General features: G+C 50.7%; 19 protein-coding genes and 1 pseudogene. 9 read left to right on the forward strand and 11 right to left on the reverse strand.

Annotated elements, in window-relative coordinates; genetic code table 11:
- The first annotated feature begins 9 nt into the window (after positions 1-9).
- Positions 10-444 carry a gamma-glutamylcyclotransferase gene (locus tag NDA02_RS14900; RefSeq protein ID WP_348255184.1) on the forward strand — a complete coding sequence of 145 codons (435 nt, stop codon included), beginning with the start codon at positions 10-12 and terminating at the stop codon, positions 442-444.
- Between the two features lie 216 nt (positions 445-660).
- Complete coding sequence (locus NDA02_RS14905) at positions 661-1,740, forward strand: alpha/beta hydrolase (protein WP_348255186.1); 1,080 nt, start codon at positions 661-663, stop codon at positions 1,738-1,740.
- Here the strand turns inward: NDA02_RS14905 and tsaD are convergent.
- Positions 1,737-2,780, reverse strand: a complete 1,044-nt coding sequence (tsaD, locus tag NDA02_RS14910; protein WP_348255187.1) for a tRNA (adenosine(37)-N6)-threonylcarbamoyltransferase complex transferase subunit TsaD — start codon at positions 2,778-2,780, stop codon at positions 1,737-1,739. The two genes, NDA02_RS14905 and tsaD, sit on opposite strands and share 4 nt — an antisense overlap.
- 426 nt (positions 2,781-3,206) lie before the next feature.
- On the opposite strand from tsaD, the gene NDA02_RS14915 reads away from it, so the two are divergent.
- Positions 3,207-3,692: a Photosystem I reaction center subunit III gene (locus NDA02_RS14915; protein WP_190789811.1), complete on the forward strand. Its 486-nt coding sequence runs from the start codon at positions 3,207-3,209 to the stop codon at positions 3,690-3,692.
- Between the two features lie 37 nt (positions 3,693-3,729).
- A complete protein-coding gene (locus NDA02_RS14920) occupies positions 3,730-3,858 on the forward strand; it encodes a photosystem I reaction center subunit IX (RefSeq protein ID WP_348255188.1) in 129 nt (42 codons plus the stop codon).
- A 164-nt stretch (positions 3,859-4,022) separates the two neighbouring features.
- Here NDA02_RS14920 and NDA02_RS14925 read toward each other — a convergent pair whose 3' ends face one another.
- Positions 4,023-5,771: a hypothetical protein gene (locus tag NDA02_RS14925; RefSeq protein WP_348255189.1), complete on the reverse strand. Its 1,749-nt coding sequence runs from the start codon at positions 5,769-5,771 to the stop codon at positions 4,023-4,025.
- Positions 5,768-6,721: a lysylphosphatidylglycerol synthase transmembrane domain-containing protein gene (locus tag NDA02_RS14930; protein WP_348246541.1), complete on the reverse strand. Its 954-nt coding sequence runs from the start codon at positions 6,719-6,721 to the stop codon at positions 5,768-5,770. The genes NDA02_RS14925 and NDA02_RS14930 overlap by 4 nt, the downstream gene beginning before the upstream one ends.
- 50 nt (positions 6,722-6,771) lie before the next feature.
- On the opposite strand from NDA02_RS14930, the gene NDA02_RS14935 reads away from it, so the two are divergent.
- Positions 6,772-7,044 (forward strand): hypothetical protein, encoded by a 273-nt coding sequence (locus NDA02_RS14935; RefSeq protein ID WP_190790256.1) that lies wholly within the window; start codon positions 6,772-6,774, stop codon positions 7,042-7,044.
- A 63-nt stretch (positions 7,045-7,107) separates the two neighbouring features.
- Here the strand turns inward: NDA02_RS14935 and NDA02_RS14940 are convergent.
- Positions 7,108-7,739 (reverse strand): annotated as a pseudogene (locus NDA02_RS14940) (transposase); the annotation flags it as partial.
- A gap of 421 nt (positions 7,740-8,160) precedes the next feature.
- Between NDA02_RS14940 and NDA02_RS14945 the strand changes: the two are divergent.
- Complete coding sequence (locus NDA02_RS14945) at positions 8,161-8,562, forward strand: fasciclin domain-containing protein (RefSeq protein ID WP_348246539.1); 402 nt, start codon at positions 8,161-8,163, stop codon at positions 8,560-8,562.
- A 443-nt stretch (positions 8,563-9,005) separates the two neighbouring features.
- Here NDA02_RS14945 and NDA02_RS14950 read toward each other — a convergent pair whose 3' ends face one another.
- Together NDA02_RS14950 and NDA02_RS14955 are read right to left on the reverse strand one after the other, a co-directional pair.
- Positions 9,006-10,595: a hypothetical protein gene (locus NDA02_RS14950; protein ID WP_348255191.1), complete on the reverse strand. Its 1,590-nt coding sequence runs from the start codon at positions 10,593-10,595 to the stop codon at positions 9,006-9,008.
- Between the two features lie 227 nt (positions 10,596-10,822).
- Positions 10,823-12,298: a SulP family inorganic anion transporter gene (locus NDA02_RS14955; RefSeq protein WP_277879026.1), complete on the reverse strand. Its 1,476-nt coding sequence runs from the start codon at positions 12,296-12,298 to the stop codon at positions 10,823-10,825.
- Positions 12,299-13,369: 1,071 nt separating this feature from the next.
- Here NDA02_RS14955 and thrC point away from each other — a divergent pair.
- Positions 13,370-14,449 carry a threonine synthase gene (gene thrC, locus NDA02_RS14960; RefSeq protein ID WP_199296353.1) on the forward strand — a complete coding sequence of 360 codons (1,080 nt, stop codon included), beginning with the start codon at positions 13,370-13,372 and terminating at the stop codon, positions 14,447-14,449.
- Here the strand turns inward: thrC and NDA02_RS14965 are convergent.
- Both NDA02_RS14965 and NDA02_RS14970 read right to left on the reverse strand, forming a co-directional pair.
- A complete protein-coding gene (locus tag NDA02_RS14965; protein WP_190790262.1) occupies positions 14,412-14,993 on the reverse strand; it encodes a hypothetical protein in 582 nt (193 codons plus the stop codon). The genes thrC and NDA02_RS14965 overlap by 38 nt on opposite strands.
- A 30-nt stretch (positions 14,994-15,023) precedes the next feature.
- Positions 15,024-16,505: a site-2 protease family protein gene (locus NDA02_RS14970; protein ID WP_190790263.1), complete on the reverse strand. Its 1,482-nt coding sequence runs from the start codon at positions 16,503-16,505 to the stop codon at positions 15,024-15,026.
- A gap of 529 nt (positions 16,506-17,034) precedes the next feature.
- Between NDA02_RS14970 and NDA02_RS14975 the strand changes: the two genes are divergently transcribed.
- Entirely contained in the window at positions 17,035-17,733 is a 699-nt protein-coding gene (locus tag NDA02_RS14975) for an MBL fold metallo-hydrolase (protein ID WP_190791457.1), read from the forward strand.
- Between the two features lie 14 nt (positions 17,734-17,747).
- Here NDA02_RS14975 and NDA02_RS14980 read toward each other — a convergent pair whose 3' ends face one another.
- Together NDA02_RS14980 and NDA02_RS14985 are read right to left on the reverse strand one after the other, a co-directional pair.
- Positions 17,748-19,562: an FG-GAP-like repeat-containing protein gene (locus NDA02_RS14980; RefSeq protein ID WP_348246529.1), complete on the reverse strand. Its 1,815-nt coding sequence runs from the start codon at positions 19,560-19,562 to the stop codon at positions 17,748-17,750.
- Positions 19,563-19,868: 306 nt separating this feature from the next.
- Positions 19,869-20,294 (reverse strand): response regulator, encoded by a 426-nt coding sequence (locus NDA02_RS14985; RefSeq protein WP_190791455.1) that lies wholly within the window; start codon positions 20,292-20,294, stop codon positions 19,869-19,871.
- A gap of 446 nt (positions 20,295-20,740) precedes the next feature.
- Here NDA02_RS14985 and NDA02_RS14990 point away from each other — a divergent pair, with 446 nt between their 5' ends.
- A complete protein-coding gene (locus NDA02_RS14990) occupies positions 20,741-20,914 on the forward strand; it encodes a hypothetical protein (RefSeq protein ID WP_190792115.1) in 174 nt (57 codons plus the stop codon).
- 107 nt (positions 20,915-21,021) lie between these two features.
- Here the strand turns inward: NDA02_RS14990 and NDA02_RS14995 are convergent, their stop codons facing one another.
- The gene (locus NDA02_RS14995; protein ID WP_190792116.1) at positions 21,022-22,326 is read right to left on the reverse strand and encodes a hypothetical protein; all 1,305 of its coding nucleotides are present in this window, start codon (positions 22,324-22,326) and stop codon (positions 21,022-21,024) included.
- Positions 22,327-22,380: the final 54 nt, after the last annotated feature.

Consider the following 22,380-nt stretch of genomic DNA (forward strand, 5'->3'; position numbering starts at 1 on the left):
GAACCATCCATGACCCAACCTAGCTCCGAGCCGAAACAGGTCTTCATTTGCGGTTCTGCCTTGCGGGGACAGCCAGACCATCAAAATCTACAGTCTGCTCGTTTCGTCCGTGAAGCGAAGACTCAACCCCTGTATCGCCTTCATGCAGCACAAAACGGCTGGCATCCTGCCATTTATCAGGTAGCAGAGGGAGGCATCTCTATACCGGGGGAGCTTTACGAACTTAGCTCCGAGCAATATGAATACCTGGTTTCTACCGAACCGCCCAATATGTATCCCGGCGATGTTGTGCTGGAGAGCGGAGCAGTGGTAACGGCAATGCTTTACCCCCATGAACTTGTTGAACAGTACAGTTGGCCCGATATTTCCCATTTGGGCGGCTGGGCAGCTTATAAGGCAAGTGGCGAATCGACAAAAGCTTCCGGGCAGGCTGAGGAGGCTTAAACCGCGATCGTTCGTACCCGACGAGCCGCGTATTCGGTTCCTGATCGCCGCATTAACGCTCTTCCTTTCTGTAATTTCTGACTTGAGCGGGAAGCTAAAACTTGGAAACAGGCTCCCAGCAAACCTATGATAGAGACAGAAGAGCAAATCGAAGCCGGACTGCGTTATCGCTCTGGGCAGTTTGCTGTGCTAAAAGGCAATTGATACTGCGATCGTATGGTCAAAACTGTTGATGTTCTGGGGTTTCCCCATGCCTACGAGCTATTTGCGCCCACCGCTGCACCCACCGATATGCCAATTGTGGTGTTTGTGCATGGTTGGCTACTGAGCCGGGCTTATTGGCAGCCTGTGATTGAGCAGCTAGCAGGAAACTATCAATGCCTTGCTTATGACCTGCGAGGTTTCGGTCATTCTCAAAATTTTCCTAACAGCGCGCCTGCTGCCCAAGCCTTGCCTCAAAATTTAACCGAACTCGATTTAACCGAACCCGTGCCTGAAACCGTGGTTCAAAGAACAGCCGTTAGTGTGGCAAGTCCCACTTCAGTAGCGATTGATCACCCAACATTAAATCGTGAGGCAAGCAGTGGGGCAAGCGGTTCTGTCCCGGTTTCCCTACCCGATCAGACAGCGGCTGATCAGGCTGAGATAAGCTCAAATCGCTATACCCCTGCTGCCTATGCTCAGGATCTCGTTCACCTGCTGGCGGAACTGCAAATTAAAAAAGCCTGGATTGTGGGTCATTCGTTGGGCGGCAGTATCGCACTATGGGCAGCCCATCTCGCGCCTGACACAATCGAGGGTGTGGTTTGCGTGAACGCAGGGGGCGGGATTTATCTGAAGGAAGAGTTTGAGCGGTTTCGCCTGGCGGGAGAACAGTTAGTCAAGTTTCGTCCGCGCTGGTTGTCCTATCTGCCGTTTCTCGACCTGCTTCTGACCCGAATTAATGTTTATCGTCCGATCGCCCGACGGTGGGCTAAGCAACGTCTGCAAGACCTGCTGGTAGCCAATGCAGAAGCTGCCCTCAGGAGCTTGCTCGACTCGACGACCGAAGCCGAAGTCCATCAGCTTCCCCAGGTAGTTGCTCAGCTTCAGCAGCCTGTTCATTTTATTACCGGACAAAAAGACACGGTGATGGAGCCGAAATACGTCCGCCATCTGGCAAGCTTTCATCCCTCTTTTGAGTTTTGCGGTCACAATGTCAGCGAAATTTCAGATTGCGGTCATCTCGCCATGATTGAGCAGCCCGATGTGACGGTTGCTGAAATTCGGGCAGTTTTAGAAAAGTACTCGGCTTAGCTTGCTTCGTTATACAAATCCATTACCGCCCCCAGCGACAGCCGGGATTGAACACCTAGCGTTAGTGGGGAAACGTGACCACGATCGAGATGCTCGGCAGCCGCACAAGCAATCATCGCTGCGTTGTCGGTACAAAATTTGAGGGGTGGAAACAACACACGCAGACCATGTTCCTCCGCTGCCGATTGCAGGTGATGGCGCAAACCGCTATTCGCCGCAACGCCTCCGCCAACTGCGATCGTTTTCAGCCCATTGTCCAACGCGCAAGCGATCGTTCTTTTGGTTAAGGCTTTAGCAACCGCCGCCTGAAAGCTAGCAGCCAGATCAGGCACAGAGAGATCAGTTGGTGAAACGGTTTGGGTCAGGCGCAGCACGGCAGTTTTTAAGCCGCTAAAGCTGGAATCATAAGGGTGATAGCCGCCTTCGGGCAAAGAGATTTTGCCTTCGGGCAGGGCAAACGCGGCGGGGTTTCCTGCTTTGGCAAGGCGATCGATCACGGGACCACCCGGATAGCCCAAATCGAGCAACCGCGCTACTTTATCAAACGCTTCTCCGGCAGCATCGTCCCGGGTCTGCCCCAGCGTTTCATAGTGTCCGCAGTCTTTCACATTAATTAGGCTTGTGTGCCCACCTGACACGAGCAAACAGAGAAACGGCGGCTGAAGTTCCGGCTCGCTTAAGTAAGAAGCGTAGATATGCCCCTCCAGGTGATGAACGCCCAGAAACGGCTTTTGGTGCAGCATTGCCAGCGTTTTGCCTGCGGTCACACCCACCAACAGCGCACCAACCAGACCAGGGGCACAGGTCGCAGCAACGCCATCAATGGCTTGCCAGTCCAGTTTTGCCTGCTGTAAGGCTGCGTCGAGCACCCAATTAACGGTTTCAAGATGCTGTCGCGAAGCCAGTTCGGGCACAACGCCGCCATACTGCTGATGCAGTTTAATCTGCGAAGAGACAATGTTACTCAGCACCTCCCGATCGCGTACGATCGCGACAGAAGTTTCATCACAGCTTGTTTCGATTGCCAGAACGGTTGCCATAGCCTTGTGAGAGTTCTTGATGATGCTTGATTGTCGTCCGAAGCGATGCCTCAAACTAAATTATGAAGGATTATTCCTAGCCTCTTAATCAATTTGCAGCCAAGCAGAAATCTGTTTGCAAAAATTAATCAACCTATTACGATCTGAATGTGCTCCGAAAAAAACATATAGAGTTAAAAATTGCAAACTAACCCTTGACAGAAAATTGCTGAAAACGAGGCAGTGAAGGCGAATGGCTAACGGCAGTAGGGTTTTCGATCGATCGTTTGAGCGGTTTGATTTAGGCGTAAAGTTCTTTTAAAAGCTTAACTTTACGAGGTTTCCCTGGAAGAGTATGATTGCACTGAAACGCTAATCTTCTTTGTACAAACTCCTTAACAATTTGTACAAATTTCTTTGTTTTTTGTAATAAAGGGAAACAACTCCATGCGAAGATTGTTTGCTCTCGTTGTCGTTCTATTCCTGTGGGTTGGGTTCGTGCCCCCTGCTTCGGCTGATATCGCTGGACTTACCCCTTGCAGCGAATCTCAGGCTTTCCAGGCCCGGGCTGCCCAGGCTCGGACTCCTCAGGCAAAGGCTCGCTTCGAGGCTTATGCTAACTCCCAGGTACTCTGCGGTCCTGACGGTCTACCTCACCTGATTGCAGATGGTCGTCTCAGCCACGCCGGAGAATTTATGATTCCTGGCATCATGTTCCTGTACATTGCAGGCTTGATCGGTTGGTCGGGTCGCTCCTATCTGATCAACGTGCGGAAAACCAAGAACCCCGAAATGAAGGAAGTTCTGATTGATGTGCCGCTCGCCGTCAAATGTGTTGTGTCTGCCCTCGCCTGGCCCCTGGCTGCCCTGAAAGAGCTGACCACGGGTGAACTCGTCGAGGCCGACAACAAAATTCCCGTCGGACCGCGCTAGTTTCTGATTCTCTCTTCCGTTCCTCTGGAGCTATCCTATGCAAAACTTCGTCAAGTACCTCTCTCTCGCACCCGTGGCACTAACGGTCACCCTGGTCGTTCTGTCAGCCACCGTGATTGAGTTCAATCGCTTCTTTCCTGACCTGCTGTTTCACCCGATGCCGTAGGCAATTTAGCTGAGCGATCAACGTGGGATTATCTTCGATCGGCGATCGATCAGTCTAATCAAACTAACTCACAAACAAATTGAGGCGAATCATTGAGGCGGTAGCTTGCAAACCAGCAAGTTCTACTTCAAGGGTTCGCTTCTCTGCATTCGCTGTTGCCCCAATTAAGACTGCTGCTGAATGCAATTTGCATCCAAAATTCGAAAGCGGCGAATTCGCGCCTTTGTACAGGCTCGTGCAGTTTGTTGCAGGGCAGCATTGCCGGGTTGAAGCTGCTGAGAAACTGCTGGAAACTGACGAAAGATTGAGTTTTCTTCCAGGTATTTTGGCTCAAAGGACGATCGCTCAACTAGCCAAAAATCCACGTCATATTTCTGAATAAAATTCTTTACCTGATTTAGATCAGGGCTATATTGCGCCTGCATCAAATCGGTTGTACGCTGACTCATTTCCTCAAAGTATTGAATGTGATAGGGCAGCAAATAACCCTCACCGCCAATCAGAATCGATCGCTGAGCAAAACTGGGAAGCTGATTGGCTTCAACGCTAAGCGATGCGATTTGAATCTCTTTGGGCTGCTGCTGAAAGAAACGGTACAGTTCTGGAAATTCACCCGTGACATATCCTGTTACGGGAAACGCATCGCCATCAATTCGCAATGTATAGGGATACAAAAAGAGCAATCCGGCAGCAAGGACAGACAAACCAGAAACTACGGCAGCCTGAACTCGACCGTTCATTGGTTTACGAGTTAGCAGGACACGCATTAGGGAATCCCAAAGAATGACGATCGCTACACCAGCCGCTAAAGCAGCGATCATGCGAAAACTATGCTCGGTGTAGCGATTGGGGAGATGCAGCCGAAACAAAACCAGATGCGCTAAAAGGAACCAGCCCAACGATACGATGAGAAACTGTGGCAGCAATATAATTTGCGATCGAACCTGATTGGCGAAAGGAAACCGATTTCGGAATTTTAGAAGGAGAGGCAGCGATACAACGAGCCAAAGCTGCGGAATTCCTAGCCATCCCAACGCATTGCCTTCTCTGGCTAAATCACACCATTCAGTGGGCATCATGCCACTTCGTTTACCGCATAACCAGAAGTCAGTGAAATGATTCACGAAAAACTTTGACCAACCTATTTCACTAAACGCAGGCAATAGCCTGGCTTGATCTGCGGTAATTATCGGTGAATAGGGAGAGGATTGCAGTGCATACGGCAGCAGGATCAAAAAAGCAGCAATTAATCCGGCGAGCGATAATCTTAAATGCGATCGATTCAATCCAATTCCACCACGAAATTGCCACAGGCGAATGAATAATAGCCCCGCAGAAAGAAAGACGCTTTGGGGATAAAATAATCCCTGCAAAACAATCACAATGATTAAGGGAATAAGCGATCGACGCAGTAAAAAGTAAAGGAACGCCAGAAATAACGGATAGATGAACGCTACAGGAGTCGATGAAACAATATCATCGCGCATCCAGAGATTCTGATTGAGCAGCAGCGCACAGGCAAATCCGGCGATCGGTAGCGGCAAAAACTGCATCCCAATGCCAAAGGCAAAGGCTGTGCTAATCAGTGCCAAAACGGGCGGCAGCAGCTTACTGAGAAAGACGGGATCGATCCCAATTCCGGCAAAAAAACGATAGAGAGTTGCATAGCCATCGGGGGCAGCGGACTGAAAATAATCGGCAATCAAATCATTGGGAAAAAGCTGCGGATCGAGAAACCGCCTGGCCCAAAAAACGTGCTGCCGCGCATCGTCCTGAATTACATATTCATTGCTGAATGCCGTTATCAGAGCCGGAATGCAGTAGACCAGCGACATGAGCAAACTCAGACCGAGCCAAAAGATCAGGCGCGATCGATCAGACTTCAAAGGCAATCGATTAGGCAGGTGCATCATGATTTAATCCGCCGCATTTCCCGCAGGGTTGACAGGTATTGTCCCAGAAAAGGCAGTCCGCCGATCGCAGGCAGCAGATATCGCGAGGTGCAAAGCAGCCCCAAAGCCGCCGCTGTCTGAGCATTGAAATAAGGCTGATAAAACAGAATTAGAGCTGCATCACGGGTTCCCACGCCTGCAAACGTCAGGGGCAGCAGCCCTGCCAGGATGGCCAGGGGCGACAGTGCCAGATTCACCAAAAACGGAGTCCAGGCGTTGAGTGCCAGAATAAAAAACCAGATTTGCAGCAGGTGCAGAAACCAGATAAACACCGACGTTACGGCAATCTTTGTGAGCTGAAGCCGATCGCGCCAAAAGTAATCGTGCATCTCCTGCCAAGAACCGCTCAGTTTTTCCAGCTTGGCTTTCAGCTTTTTAGGGGCAAGGGCCTGCGCCATTTGAAAGAAACTCTGGGCAAAGCGGGGCAGTCCGATCAGTGCCAGTCCAAGCATTAGCCCGATCGCTACCGTCGCCGTCATGATCCAGAATAGCCAATCTTTTTGCGGGTAAAGCAGCAGCCCAAATACACACCACAACAGCAGCGACAGCAAATCGCAGGTTTTCTCAAACACCACCAGCGACAGGGCAAGCGTCCCACTCAAATGCCCCCGATCGCGCATAAAATACGCCTTCGCAATGTCCCCCATCTTGGACGGCAGCACCATATTCAAGACGCTGGCTGCCAAAATAAGCTGATTTGCCTCGCCAAATCTCAATCGCGTTCCGGGCGGCATCAACTGCTGCAATCGCCATGCAGTGAACATGGTTAAGGGAATCACCATCCCCAAACTCACGACCATCCACAATCGATCGCTGTCCTGAAATACTTGCAGCAGTCCAGCAAAGTCAATCCTCCAGTAAATGACTGCGAGAATGATGAGGCTAACGGCGATCGAGATCAGGCGTTTCATAGAATTAATTCAGTGAGGCACTGGACATGAGATGGATAGGACAGAGAATCATGCTCCGGGTAGTCAAATCGATTCGGACGATTCCAGGGCGAGAATCCTGGTTTTGGGCAGTGGGGCTGCTGTTGCTCTATGGACTGATTTACCTCCCGATCGGTTTCGGCTCGCAATTCCTGACGCTGGATATTCAAACTTCAGGTTGGACGATCGCAAGTGTTATTGTACGGGCATTGATTATGCCGGGAATGACCGAAGAACTCTTTTTTAGAGGATTACTGATTCCACATTCGAGTGAAACGGTGAGGGTGATCGATCGCTGGCTCTAGAGCAGCATCAGCCTGATTAGTTTTGTGCTTTATCGTCCATTTAATTTCTTCGCACCCCCATTCTTCTCGCTCGCTGTCTAGTTTTGGCAATCGATAGTTCTCAGTGCGGCGACAATACCGGTCAAACCATTCCACTTGTAAATGCTCCTGAAGCCAGTTTGGAGCCACAACCGTTAAGCTCTTGAGCACAGCACGAAAGGTTTCTCCTATGTCTCTAGTCGATGCAAGCTCTGAATTGCCCCGAGAACATGAGTTGAATCTGTTCGTTGCCGTTTATGTCCTTTGAGTAGTTTCTTTTGGCGTAATTGTTCCAACAATTTGTCCAGCAACAATTGCTCTGCATTGCCTGCAAGCAAACGAGTGCGGAACTCACTCAAAATGGAGTAATCAAATCCTGGATCACTCAGCGGTAAGCTGAGAGCATACTTCCAATCAATGCGAGCACGAACAGCATCTGCGGCTTGACGGTCGGATAGATTCTCTATGAACTGCATCACGCAAACTAATGCTAACTGCCAGGGAGCTTGAGCTGGTTGTCCGCGTCTCGAAAAGAGCGAGGCAAAAGTTTCGTCCTGATAAATGCTGCCAAGGGTAGCGTGGATCTGGAGATAAAGGTTGCCTTTCGGAAAGTCGGTTCGTGCAACTGCTGCAGCGTCTTCTAGAACTGGAAGAATCGGTTGGGGTTGCATGGACATAATGCACCTCTGTTCAGCCATGTACCTTTACCCTCATCTCATGAGAGACCTTTCGCCTAGATTTTCTCTAACGAATTCGCCAACGGTATCTTCGCTTCCCACACCTTATATTACGGCTCATTAAACGTTTCTATTTCTGATAAGGGTTCAGAAATAGCCAATTTGAAAGAGACCGATCAAGCCGTTCTCGATTTTGAAGATGGGTTGAACTATCTTATCTATCAGAAGATTATCTTTTAAATCACGGACAGTTTGGTGAACGGTGACAACAGTTTTAAATTTAATCAAGTCTAGCTATTTACAAGTATTCTTATTGCCAAGCAGAGCATATCCATTCCTTTAGCCGGATACTGAGAAAAACGACATAATGTTTTCAGCAATTGCGTTATGGTTGTTACAGACACATAAGCTAGGTAAATAAATGTCTGACATTGTTGATACTGCCGTAAACGCTGGTTCATTCGGCACCCTAGTTGCTGCTGTCAAAGCTGCTGGCCTCGTAGAAACCCTCAAGGGTGCTGGCCCATTTACACTCTTTGCACCGAATGATGAAGCATTTGCAAAGCTTCCTGCGGGCACGGTTGATTCTTTGCTCAAAGATATCCCGAAGCTCAAGCAAATTCTTACCTACCACGTTGTTTCTGGCAAGGTGATGGCGGCGGATGTGGTGAAGCTGAAGTCAGCCACGACCGTTCAAGGTTCAGACGTAAAGATTGATGCCTCCCAAGGTGTTAAGGTGAACAATTCTAGCGTGACAACACCAGATGTTACTGCTGATAATGGCGTCATTCACATCATTGACACTGTGCTAATTCCTGCATAAGCAATTGTCTAAGTAGCGCGGTATTTTCGGGGCGGCGACTGTAAAAAAGTTGCTGCCTCGAAGTTTGTTTAAGCGTGTGTAATTGCTGTTTGGCTCGCCATTTAATTGAAAGCCAATCATGTTGTCGCGTCTCTTGCTAATTGGACTCTTACGCAGTTTTGATACTGCTGGCGAAACATCGCTTAACACCCTGAAAGCCTTACAAGTTCATTACAATCAGAAGCGAGATGTTCGAGTTTTGTAACCCAGGAAACGGCAAAATCAGGGCTTCGGATATGAAGAAATAATTTGCCAGCAGTATCTGTCCTGCATTGTCCCCAAATATTGTCCCCAAATGCTCTAATTTTGAGAGACTGCGAGCAGCTTAAAGAGTGCCAGGTTCCCTCCAGCATTAGCGGGCTAGGGGGCAGTTCGGGTCAGGGTTATCCCAATTCAAACCTTTCCTAAAGGGTTCGATCGATCGTTAAAACTTCCCCCATCCTCAGCGACTTCACCTTCTCGGTCAAATCCAGCCAGGGTTGAAGCTGTCCGACTTGAAACGTGCGGCTCATCACCACATAAATCGAAGTCTGATCGCCGCCAATACCTGCACTCACCACATTGAACCAATCGTTTGCCTGAAGCTGATCCTGCACTTGCCAGTGTCCATCCTGCCAGATTAGTCGGCGTGTGAACTGAAACGGCGCGTCTTTCTTGCCCACAATCAGCACTTTTTGCAAAATTTTGCGAATCAGGTTAGGGAAAAAGCGTCCGATTGTCAGCATCACGACTCGGAGAATCATCAAATTCAGGGGAGTCATTTGCTTTTGTTTTGCCCAACCTAGCCTGCCACGAACTTCAATTTCGTTGGGCTGAAGGTCGATCGTGTAGTCACTCACCAGATGCCCCACCGCATTTTTGAGCTTGCCGCCCTGCCGCACCTGCACGGAAAACTGCGTATCGGACGCAATCAGTTGATTGTCACGGAAAAGTTTGAATGCGCCGCCTTTATTTAACGCCAGATACAGCTCAGTATTCTCGCGGCGATCGATCAGCAAACCCGCCTGCTTCAGCCAAACTTGACCCTGCGATCGAGTTGGAATTGCCGGACGAGACTCGACAAAATCTTGCCATGCCAACAGATAGTTCCAAGTGTGGTGTCCGATGATGTGATCGTCCGCGTAGCAGGGAGCCTTGGCGTTTGCCAGTCCTTGCAGGAAGCGATCGTTGATTGCCAGAGCTTCAGGGAGCCAGCGTCCGACTCGCTCAAAGCCATTGGGAAAGAAATTATAGGTGTTGCGGCTGGTGTATTCGCCGCCGTAGGAGCCGTCGGGATGGACGAATTCTGCCGCTAGTTTGACGGCTTGGGTAAGTGATGCTTGCAGGCGTGGATCGGGCGTGAGTTCATACAGCCATGCCAGACAGGAAATGGTCAGCGTGTGGTAGCCCGGATCGCAGCCTTCGTATTCCTGAAACCAGCCTTCTTCGTGCTGCCAGGAAAAAACCTGTTCGAGTCGCTGCGCCTTTGCCCGATCCCAGCGATTTGTCTTTAGCAGTCGAGAAAGCAACTCCAAACACAGCACGATCAACGCCTGATGATTCGTGAGCCGCCCACTTTCCTGGTGATGCGCCAGCCAGTCTGCCCGCTGGCTAAAAAATTTCAGCATTCGCTCGTCCTGAAACTCCAGCCGCCGATAGCTTTCCAGACAGGCTAACAGCGAAAATGCTGCCGCACCGCCTGCTCGCTCAAACGGAAAATAATCGTCGCAGGAGCCGTCTGCGTGAGCACTTTTTGCCGCGTAGAGAATGCCTGCTTTCACCCATTCACGAATCACAGGCTGCTGATAGTAAGGGTTGCCCGGCAGGTTAATTTCATACGCCAGCGTCAGCGGCAGCACAAACTCCTGGGACATCCCGCTTGGGAAATCAATGATTTTGTAGTGCCAGAAGTTGCGATCGAAACAGCCATAAGTTGGACTGTGCGGATTGCGATCGAGCAGCGTCAGGATTTTGGGAATCTGAGCCAGGGCTTCGCGGGCAAAGAGGTCTTTCATTGCAACAGTGTATCGGGGTGGCAAATCGCAGTGGCAAATCGCAGTGGAACACAGGCAGTTTAACGACCTGTCCTGAGCAAGACGCCGATCGGTCAAGAACAGTTGCTATCCTACAGTACAATCTGTCCCCGGTTGTGGTTCAAGCGCAAACCAACTATCCCCTACACTTGCTGATACCGCCCCGCAAAGAGACCAAAAATGAAAGTGCCCCTTCGTACAAATGGGTACTAGGCACTTTGATCGACGAACCAATCAAAATCGGCAAGCTGCATCAGTCCAAACTGTTCGGCGATCGCCTGACTCTCTGGATTAAGCCCGCTCAGTGTTACTTGTTTACCGAGGATTTGATACTTCTTGACGACTTTTGAAACTGCGTCTGCGGCTGCCCAGTCCCAGAGACGAGCTGCACTAAAATCAAGAACGATGCGCTTGGAATTGTGCTGATAGTCAAATAGTTCCAGAAACCGGTTTGCTGAACCAGAGAACAGTTGACCCGACAAATGGTAGGTCTTTACCTCACTGTGCTGAGTCGTCGTTGCTCTAATCTGAGCTGCTTGCCAGCCAAAGACAACGGTACTGAGGATGACCCCCACCAAAACCCCTTTCGCCAGGTCATGGGTCCAAATGACAATCGCTACCGTGATTGGCATAACGATCGATTCAGGCAAAGGCGTTTTGCGGAGCGTTTTGAGCGAATTCCAGTCGAAGGTTTCAAACGCAATCATGATCATGACTCCGACCAACGCCGCCATTGGAATCTGCTGCACCAAATCTCGCAGCACAAAAATGGCAAACAGCAAAAAAGCACCGGAAACAGCGGTTGATAATCGGCTCCGTCCGCCCGATCGCACGTTGATAATCGATTGACCAACCATCCCACAGCCTGCCATGCCGCCCAGGAACCCCGTCACCACGTTGGCAATCCCCTGTCCTTTAATTTCCTGGTTTTTGGAACTGCGAGTGTCCGTCAACTCATCCACCAGGGCGGCAGTTAACAGCGACTCCAGCAACCCGACGATCGCCAGCGTCAAAGCATACGGCAAAATGATGGCGATCGTTTCTAGCGAAAGGCTTACGGCAGGAAGGTGTACACTGGGCAAACTGCGCGTTATTTGGCCAATGTCGCCAACCCGACGCACGGGGAGGTTCACGGCGATCGCAAATAGGGTCATTGAGACAATGGCAACCAGCGGAGCCGGAACTGCTTTAGACAATCTGGGGAATAGATAAACAATCACCAGCGTCACGGCAACCATGACATACATTTGCCACGGTTCTCCTACAAACTGCTGCAACTGGGCCAGAAAAATCAAAATTCCCAGCGCGTTGACAAACCCGGCAATGACCGAGGGTGGAATAAAAGAAAAAAAGCGTTCTAACTGAAGAATGCCAATCAAAATCTGAAGTACACCCGTGAGAACAGTTGCGGCAAAGAGATACTCAACACCGTGTTTTGCCACAAGCGTGGTCATCAGAAGTGCCATTGAGCCAGTCGCGGCTGAGATCATTGCCGGACGCCCACCCGCGATCGCTGTGACCACTGCCATGCAAAATGAGGTGTACAGCGCGACCATTGGGTTGACTTTGGCGATCGCCGCAAACGCAAGCGATTCGGGAATTAAGGCTAGTGCTACTGTAATTCCGGCTAAAACTTCAGTCTTGAGGTTTGGGCTTTGCGCTTTTCTCCGAAGCTTCGATCGCAAAGCTCGAATCCGCCTCGCTTGGAACAGACTAATCACTCGGTATGACATTTCTTCGCCTGAATAGTTCAAGATTTTGGCAATCGTAAAATCAATATCAATCGGCCGATTGGGCGCGACCAAACCACCGCAACCGCTAACCGATCAATTCAATTCATCAATTAGTTTGTCAATTCAGTTCATCGAACAGGAACAGTAACCGCCAGGATTCCCAAAGCAATCAGCAGCAGAATACAAGCACGATCGGCATTTTCAAGAATGCATTGCCGCGATCGTAGTCAGCAGTTTGCCCACCAGCACCACACAACCCAAACTCACGGTGGAGTCAAGCCACCCGGAATACGCACTGCTGCAACTGCCTGGATAACCGAATTAGGTTTAACCCAAATAACTCCTCGAAATAGAGGATTCTGAGCCTGGGTTAAAAGAAATAATTCTGTGCAGCCTGGTCTGTACATACAAGAACCTTGGAAGACTACTTCAGGGTTGCGATGTATCGTTCACCGCTATCACCAGATGGATTGAGTTCCTCGATACCTTACCATCGAGCACTACCGTAGGAGCAGGGATTTTAGGCTGCTTATTGGAAGCTTCACTGTACCGGGGACAGACTTTATATAAGGAATAAAACTGAATCATAAATGAGTCATAGAGCTGAGCCATAAAACTGCTTCCTTTCTCAGCTAGAAGTTATGAGCTAGAAGCAGTTTAAGTCGATCGGCAGAATTAAAATTCGTAAACTTTAGTGAAATGTCTCAACCTCAAAATAAGCTCTGGATTCCGCTGACGGTTCTCGCCATTGCTCTGCTGTCTTTGTTGGTGCTGAGTGGCTGGACAGTACAGGATTTGCTGCATGACGTTCTGTGAAGCAAACGTTCTCCAAATCCCCTCAAGGGAACGATCGCCAACCTGTGAACAACCCTTACACTTGGCTGATGTGACTCGATCGCACTAGACTTGAGAGAACGGGTGAGATACCATCTCAGTCCTAAGTTCTTCATTCACAAATTCGCTGTGACTGCTAGTTTACCGTCTGTTAATACACATAGTTCTGGTTCGTCTGGTAACGCTCATTTGGCAGCTCAATCGGTTGCGGGTCAGAGAGGCTGGCGCGGCTTGATTGAAACCTATCGCCGCTATTTGCCCGTCACCGATCAAACCCCTGTGGTGACGCTGCTAGAAGGCAATACGCCCCTGATTCCCGCTCCTGCGATCGCCGCTGAGATTGGACGCGGAGTGCAGGTGTGGGTCAAGTATGACGGTCTGAACCCGACGGGCAGCTTCAAAGACCGGGGCATGACGATGGCAGTCACCAAAGCGAAGGAAGCCGGAGCAGAAGTGGTGATTTGTGCCAGTACGGGCAATACCTCAGCCGCCGCTGCTGCCTATGCAAGACGAGCCGGAATGCGGGCCTATGTGCTGATCCCAGATGGCTATGTGGCGTTGGGCAAGCTGGCACAGGCGTTGCTGTATGGCGCAGAAGTGCTGGCAATTCAGGGAAACTTCGATCGTGCCCTGGAAATCGTGCGGGAAATGTCAGAGCACTACCCGATCACGCTGGTTAACTCAGTGAACCCCTATCGATTAGAGGGGCAGAAGACCGCCGCTTTTGAAATTGTAGACGTGCTGGGTGACGCTCCCGACTGGCTCTGTATTCCGGTAGGCAACGCGGGCAATATTACCGCTTATTGGATGGGCTTTTGTCAGTATCATCAGGAAAATCGCTGCAAGTTGCCTCGGATGATGGGCTTTCAGGCAGCAGGCGCGTCTCCGCTGGTGACAGGCCAACCCAATCCCAACCCGGAAACTTTGGCAACCGCAATTCGCATTGGCAATCCGGCAAGCTGGAAGCAGGCAGTTGCAGCAAGAGATGCCAGTCAGGGACAGTTCAACGCTGTCACCGACGAAGAGATTCTAGACGCTTATCGCATGCTGGCTTCTCAGGAAGGCATTTTTTGTGAGCCTGCGAGTGCAGCTTCAGTGGCGGGACTGCTGAAGGTGAAAGATCAGGTTCCGGCAGGCGCAAAAATTGTTTGTGTTCTCACCGGAAACGGACTTAAAGACCCGGATACGGCGATTAAACACTGTCAAAACCAGTTCAAAACCGGGATCGAAGCTACTCGAAGTGCGGTAGCTCAAGTGATGGGGTTTTAGACGCAGGCAAAACGGCAGGTATTTCGGAGAGAACTGAATCTTCGAGCTTGCCGCTATCCGGGTTGTTATCCGAATTGCGGTTACGGGTGCGTTCCTGAGTGAGCCGATCGATCGCATCTCCCAGGGCAGCTGTCAACTCGACGCGGGTCTGCTGATGGGCTGCTTGCTCAGACCGAAGTGTCTGCTTCAGGCGATCGGCTTCTAGCAGTGCTTCACTCAGGCGAGCTTGCAGTGCCTCGATCGTGTCGAGCTGGCTGACCTGCTGCTGAACCGTCTGGGCACGAGCTGCATCTGGCTCTGAGAAAGCGGCCAAATCATTAGACAGGGACGGAGTTGCTTTTAGCGCGTTGAGTTCCGCTTGCAGGGAATCGACCTTTTGCTGCGCCAGTTTTGCCTCGGTGCGTCGCTGGCGGGCTTCAGTTTCATATAAATTGCGCCAGTTTGCTGCACTCTTTAGCGCGTCATCTCGTTCCTGCTGCGCTTCGGTCAGCTTTTGTTGCAGGGCTTTTATTTCGCCTAACCATTGCCGGACATCCTGGGTCATGACTCTATCCTTCAGGCAGTGTACTAGAGTCTAAAACAAAACCCGGAGAAGTGGAGCAGGCGCGGGCAGAATAATCAGCAGCAGCAATCCGAGTGCCAGGATTCCCAGCAGGTCGCGGGCATTATTCAATTCACTAACATCATTCAGAACTGGCTCATCGATTACGGGCATGAGAAACAGCAAAATTGCCCATACCCACAGCAGCGGTTCTCGCTGAACCCATGCCAGCCCAATCAGCAGTAACCGAGCCACCTGACTGATCACCGCCCCCGATCGCTGCCCCAGCATGGCGTGAACAATATGCCCGCCGTCGAGCTGACCCACAGGCATGAGATTCAGCGCAGTCACAATCAGCCCCAGACAGCCTGCAATTGCGACCGGATGCAGGTTCAGGGCACTGTCTATCGCCATGCGATCGCCCAGCGCAATCCGACTGAGCACGGTCAGCAGCACCGACGCGCTGGACTTAAACGAAGCCGCGTTCAGCAGTCCAGATTCCTCGGTTACGGGCACTGGGGAAGACTGCGCCAAACCCCACAGCAAAACGGGAACCGTCACCAGGAACCCGGCAAGCGGTCCCAGTAGCCCAATGTCAAACAAGGCCCTGCGATTGGGAATGGGCGATCGGTGCTGAATAAACGCGCCTAATGTCCCAAAAGGAAAAATACTTGCAGGCGGAACCGGAATAAAGTAAGGCAAAGATGCCCGAATTCGGTAGCGCCGGGCTGCCCAGAAGTGTCCTAGCTCGTGCGCTCCCAAAATTGCCAGCAGCGAAACGGCATAGGGAAGTCCGGTCAGCAGTTCGGCAAAGGTCGTTGGAAGCTGAGGATTGGTTTTGCCGATCAAAAACCCTGCCAGCGTCGTGGTTAACAAAGTGGCAAACAGCAGGATTAACGCAATGCCAGGGCGATCGCCCGTTTTCCGCAAGGCTGCACCTGCCTGCTGGTAGGGATTGGGAACCAGGGCAAAAAAAGGCTTGCCGTTTAAGCCTTCCTGAAAAACGACGAGGAACCGATCGCGAAACTGCGCTTCCACATTTTCCCGCACCGTTTGATACGCCACTTCCGGCGAGGTTCGGAGCTGCCCGCGACAGATGAGCGCCTGGGGGCGATGCTCGATGTTTTGCAGATAGAACACCGACCAGGGAAAGCAGTTTTGCAGGCTGGCTTCTTCTTCGCGATCGATCGATCGGGGAGGTGGAGTCGGACGGACATTCGCCACAGACGCAGGCTGTTCGGACTGGGCAGATTGCGCTTGGGCAGACTGAGAAGGCGGAATTCGTCCTTTTTGCACCAGCGTCCAGTACAGAATCGAACTGCCTACAAATGCAGCAAACAGCAGCTCAAGGGGAATTGGCTCCGCCACTCTAACAACCGCCCAGCTCGCCCAAACAAAAGCAGGAATCATCATGACCAGCCACAGTAGCCAGACCGGGGTGCGCGTCAAATTCGCCACACTGCGCTGAACCACAAAGTAGGTAATCGATCCAATAATCAGGAGCAGCAAGATCATGCCGTCAATTTCACCTTTTATTCCCGCTCAATCTGAACCATGCTTCATCCAGAATAGCTCGGTTGCATGATCGCCAAACCGTTTTTAGCTGATTCGCCTGTTATCGATTCAATTATCCATCAGGGAAAATTGAGGGAAGATTGCTTCGATCGCCAAACTGCTCGACGCTTTTGAAGGAGTCAGGATAGGAGTTTTAAGATGAAGAGGAAAACAATCGTGGATAGAAATAATTTTTGTCTTTTGAGTGTTTGATATGGTAATTTAGCGAACTGCGGAGCGATGGGGAGAAGAACTGGGAATTCTCCAGCCTTTTCGCAGAAAACGAGGCTTTCCCCAATATGCTGAACCCGAAGACTGCTCATGCAGCATGATATGGCAACCCGTCTTTTACTCACCCATGCGAAGCGACCCCTTCAGCCTATCCATCTGGTCATGTAAACCGTCACAGTAGTCTTATCACCGTCAGTCTTATCATCGTCAGTTCTCACTACCGCCCTTTTCTCACCCGCTTCCCGTGATTAATTCCCCTGTGCCCAATTCATCAGAAACTGCTTCAAACCCTTCAAACGCTGCTGTCAAACCGCCTCGCCCCGTGTTTGAAACCGTGTTTGCCTTTCCTCCCAACCGCGAGATTGCAGGCGGCACAGCTTACCTGATTCTGCAGGAGGGCGGCAATATGCTGGTTGACTGTCCTGCGTGGGATGCCGCAACTCGATCGTTTCTTCAGGCGCAGGGAGGCGTGCGGTGGTTATTTCTGACTCATCGGGGGGCGATCGGTCAGGTCAGGTCAATTCAGCAGGAAACGGGCTGCGAAGTGCTGATTCAGGAGCAGGAGGGCTATCTGCTGCCCCAAATGGAAATCACAACGTTTCAGCAAGAGTTTCGCCTCAGCTCCAGCAGTCTGGCAATCTGGACACCTGGACATTCTCCCGGCTCTGCCTGCCTTTATCACGATCGCTTTGGCGGCATTCTGTTTACCGGACGGCATTTGTTACCGAATCAGCAGGGAAACCCGGTTCCGCTCCGCATTGCCAAAACTTTTCACTGGCCGCGTCAGCTTCGCAGCATTGCAGCCCTGCGCGATCGATTCACGCCAGAAACGCTTCAGTTTCTCTGTCCGGGCGCGAATACAGGGTTTTTGCGAGGACAGCGATCGATCGATCGAGCTTTCGATCGGCTCAGTCAGCTTGATCTGGAGGCGATGCGGCTAGAAAAGCCTGGACTCTAACAGCGCAATGACCTCTAGCTGACATTGAAATCATTTGCGCTTAGCGATCGGCGGTTGGGTGAACTGAGAACGGCAAACACTCCGCCCTGAGCAAAGCCGGGAATTGCACCGTCGGGATTGTAGTAGAGCCGCCCGGTCGATTGCGCGTAGACAATTGCTGCGCTGCTGGCTTGTGCCTGGGCAAAGGTCGAAACTGCCTGAAAGCTAATCGATCGGGTCAGGGTAGGGAAGGTTTGGCGATCGAGGACAATCTTGTCTTGACGGGGTGTGAAATCAGTAATGCGGCTGGGCGGATCTTGCGGGTTAAAGGGTGCGCCTGTCGCAAAAATAAACCGATCGCTCCCGGCATCTCCAGTAAGCGTATTTTTTCCTGTGCCACCGCTGAGGGAGTCATTGCCGTCCCCTCCCAGTAAGCGATCGGCTCCCGCGTTGCCCAATAGCGTATCGTTGCCGTCCAGCCCGCGTAGAGTGTCCTTGCCTGCTTCCCCGGCTAGCGTATTGCGTCCGCTGCTTCCAGTGAGGCTGTCCTCAAGCTGAGTGCCGATCGCGTTGGCGTAGTTTCTGATTGGATAGCGAGTCCGGGGGCTGGTGTTGAGCTGAAACGTTGCGTTTGCCAGGTTAACAGAAATCGACGTGCGAGTTTCCTGGGAACCGTTGATCGTACCTGCGCGACTGCGGGTAGGACGCTGCAAAAATACAAAGCTGGTGCGGTTCAGCAAAACCCGTGCGTTGTTCGAGCCACTGCTAGAGACAATCAGATCGGGCTTTTGATCGCCATTCAAATCACCGATCGCTGTTGCAGAAGGGTCACTGTTAGCTAGGGTGAAAAAAGGACGGCTGAAATTGCCTTCGCCATTGGTGAGAATAGTCGCCAGCGAGGAACCATTTTGCAGTGTTGCAATTAAATCAATTTGACGATCGCCATTCAGATCTGCTGCCCGAATCGACGTGGTTCGCGTGTTGGGAAGCAGGGTTTCTCCCCGCGTAAATTCCCCTTTGCCGTTGCCAAACAGCACTGAAATTCCCGCAGAACGAGAGCCATTATTTGCTGTCGCCACATCCTGCCTGCCATCGCCATCAAAGTCTCCAGTTGCCACCCCAAACGGTACAGCTCCCCCAGAGCGATAGCTTTTCGACTCCCGAAAATTGCCGTCTCCAGTTCCTAGCAGCAGCGAAACCGTATTCGAGCCAGCATCCGCTGTGACCAGATCGAGCCTTCGATCGCCGTTAAAGTCTCCGGTTGCCAGCGCGAGCGACTGCCCTCCCAAAATGCGATTGGTCTTTACAGCACGAAACGTGCCGTTCCCGTTGTTTAGCAAAATCGAAACACTGCTCGACCCGCTTCCAAAGTTAACGGCTGCAATATCAGGGCGATCGTCTCCGTTAAAGTCTCCAAGGACTACCTCTCGGGGCTGCGTGCCGACCTCAAGCCGAACAACGCTGCGAAAACTACCGTCTCCGCGACCCAGCAGCAGCGAAACCGTATCTGAGGTGCGATTTGCAGCCACAATATCAGCGAACCCGTCGCCATTTAAATCGGCGGCTGCTAGCCCACCCGGATTGTCACCAATTTCTAGCTCGATCGCCGGGTTAAACGTGCCCCGACCCGTACCCAAAAACAGCGACGCATCGGTATTGAAGGCAAAGCCAAACGTCGTGATCACCGTATCCAGGTTGCCGTCATTGTTGAAGTCAGCGATCGCAGCACTGTTAGAAAAGGCGTTGAGCGGCAAACTCCCGCCCGACTCAAACCTCAGGTCAAAGTTCAGCAGGTCTTTTCGGTTTGAAGATTGACGCTGAGCAGAAGACAGTTTTTTTGCAAGGGTCATCGCAGCCTCACGCACTCACGGCAGGTCTGCCATATCCAGAGCCTTTTCTCAGGACACATCTAGCCCATCAGATCAGTTTGCTCTCCAGATGTAGCGTCTAGAAGTGTAGCTTACCTGGGGCGATCGGCAGTTTTATTTCTTAAAGTAAATAAGCCCATGACGAGGATTGAACTCATGACCTCACCCTTACCAAGGGTGTGCAAAGAGCGCATTTTGTAAGGATTCTGAGCGTTTGGTCTTGAAGCTGTACCCAAACTGTGCCCAGTATAGCCGGAATGTCTAGGAGCTAGACAGGATTCGATCGCTTCAGTGCTCTCTTTCCTTAGCTCCTTGCCTAGAAGCTACCGTCGCTACGGTTTCAACGATCACGGTCACGTCTAAAGGTTTAGAGACGTAGGTTTGAAAACCTGCTTGATGGATGCGATTCCTACTTACCTCTCTGTCTGAATCAGCGATGATAATTGCTGGAATTGGCTCTATCCCTAGCTCTACCTCTTTGTCTCTCCACAGACCGATAAGCATATATCCGTCTCCATCTGGTAAATGAGTGTTACTGAGGATTACATCCGGTATAAACCGATCTAGAGCTTCTATCGCCTCATAAATGTGGATAACCGCTGTAACCTCTGCACCCCATAGCTGGAGAATGAAGGTAATTAGTTCTCTTGTATCCTGCTCGTCCTCAATAACTAGCAGATGCAATCCTTCAAGGGGCTTACCAGAATCACTCATTTTCCTAAAGAGACTTGCCAATAAAAAGGATAGAGAATTATTGATATCTCGGAATCTATCCTACGACTGGCTAAGTATAAAAGCCTATTCACCTGCCAACAATAAAACAAGGAGAATTCACAAAATCGCCTATCCAACGCGAGAGCTTGAACAGACTCTAATAAGGTTAACCTTGCTATAGACTAGCTCAGGTGCTCAGGATGAATAGCGATTATAGGGACTTACTTGCTAAAAGAGCCAAAATACTAGCAACAATCCGATATGCGTTGAGTCGCATCCGCTCAATAACTGCCTATCTTCAATCTGAGTCGGAAAAACAACCTCGCTGTAATTGCTGTACGAAGCAAGACAAGCAGGATTCAAGCGAAATGAGGCCAGGCTCTCCCCACTAAAGCCCTGGTCGAGTCATCAGATTCTAACAAATACGCTTTCGTCTAACTGAGTGGTTGGCTCAGGCTCCCAACCGTAAGGTGAAGTCTGAGTGGAAAGAGACGATCGCCAAAACGCTTGATGTTACAACCTACCAGGTTGAGCGGCTACTCAATCAATACAATGCGGATCGGTTGTGCGAAACCTCAGGGGTTGAACGTGGTGGCAAAGAGTATCATTGCATCCTATGAATACTGCTAGCAATCTTCTATAGGGGCGATACTGGATTCAAACCCATGGCTCTGACTTGTCGCCCTTAAGTTTCCTATCAGACGCAGATTGTTGAGACGATCGCCGCCTAAATGCTTGTGCTTAAGCTGATGCCCAGTATGGAGCTATCAAAATCAATGCTTGATTCGGACGATCGCCCAAAGCTAAAACCGCCATATAGACTAATACTGGTCTTGCGAGAAAGATTGTAGCTCAGTTGAGCGGTTAGTTGATGATAACTATCCTCGCGTTCCTGTTGAGTAAAGTTTGTCAGAACAAACTGATAATCTAACCCGGCTTCTAAATCGCGTTGAATTTCGTAGCTCAAGTAAATTCCTAGCGTATTCACTAGACGGCTGCGATCGGCTGGATCAGCAAAGCTGAGGCGGAACTGATAAAAACTATCTAAATTAAGTCGAGGCGCGAGCTGGTCACGTCGCCACAGGGAAAGCCGAATTGAATGATCATTCAGGAATTGGTCACCATCATCAGCAGAAAACAATTGTTGATTCGTCCAACTCAATTCCCCATAAGTGTTAGGAAACAGATTGTGGCGTACTCCAAGGCGAAACTGAAGATTGTTGTAGTTAAGTTCTGACAAATCGCCATAGCGAGCAAGGCTAGCGCCGACAGAGGCAACTAGGTTAGTTCGAGGTCCAATGCTTGGAACGCCTAGTACGGAGATGCCAACCGTGATTAGCTGATCATCTACAGGATCAACGTCATCTAGCAGAATATTATTGCTTCTAAAATAGTCAATTCTGCCTTGAAAAAAGACGCTTTGCTCCGGTCGCCGTTCTGCAAGCTCTCTTTCACGGAGTTGAAATTCACCTAATTCCGGATCACTGGCTTGCTGTTCTGCTAACTGCCTTTCGCGCAATCGCAGTCTCCCTAATTCTGGATCGGTCGATTGTGGCTCTACCCGTTGCGTTTCACGAAGCCGCAGTCTCCCTAATTCTGGATCGATCGATTGCGAAACAGCTTCTTGATTGTTTTGCGTTTCTACGAATTCCTCTATCTCATTAGCGATCGCTGTAGGAACAGGAGGAATTTGAGATTCCAATGAAAAAGAGCGCGTTTCCTGCTCTTGTTGCTGTTCCTGTGCCGGGTTCTGCTGTTCCTGATGCGCTTCTAAGCTGGATAGTTCATTCAGAACTGTTCCACGAATCTGGGAATCGGCTGTGAAATTCAAGTCTGGAGCAAGGCTGTTTGGATTAAACGCTTCTCGTGTAGGCAGAATGATTTCCGCAGGGGCAATATTTGGAGTCCAGAGAGGATTGCTAACAGCATGATCGCTCTCGGCAAAAAATTGATGTTCAGACTGAGCAATGTCATGCAATTCAGCTTTCGATGCTCCGTCTGATGCGTCTGCTGTCGGAATTTCAGCATTCATGCCCTGGGCGCGGCTGCACAGAAAACCAGCCCACAAGATTGAGTAGCTCAGTAA

This window comes from Leptolyngbya sp. ST-U4 (assembly GCF_039962215.1).
Classification (GTDB): Bacteria; Cyanobacteriota; Cyanobacteriia; order Elainellales; family Elainellaceae; genus Leptolyngbya_A.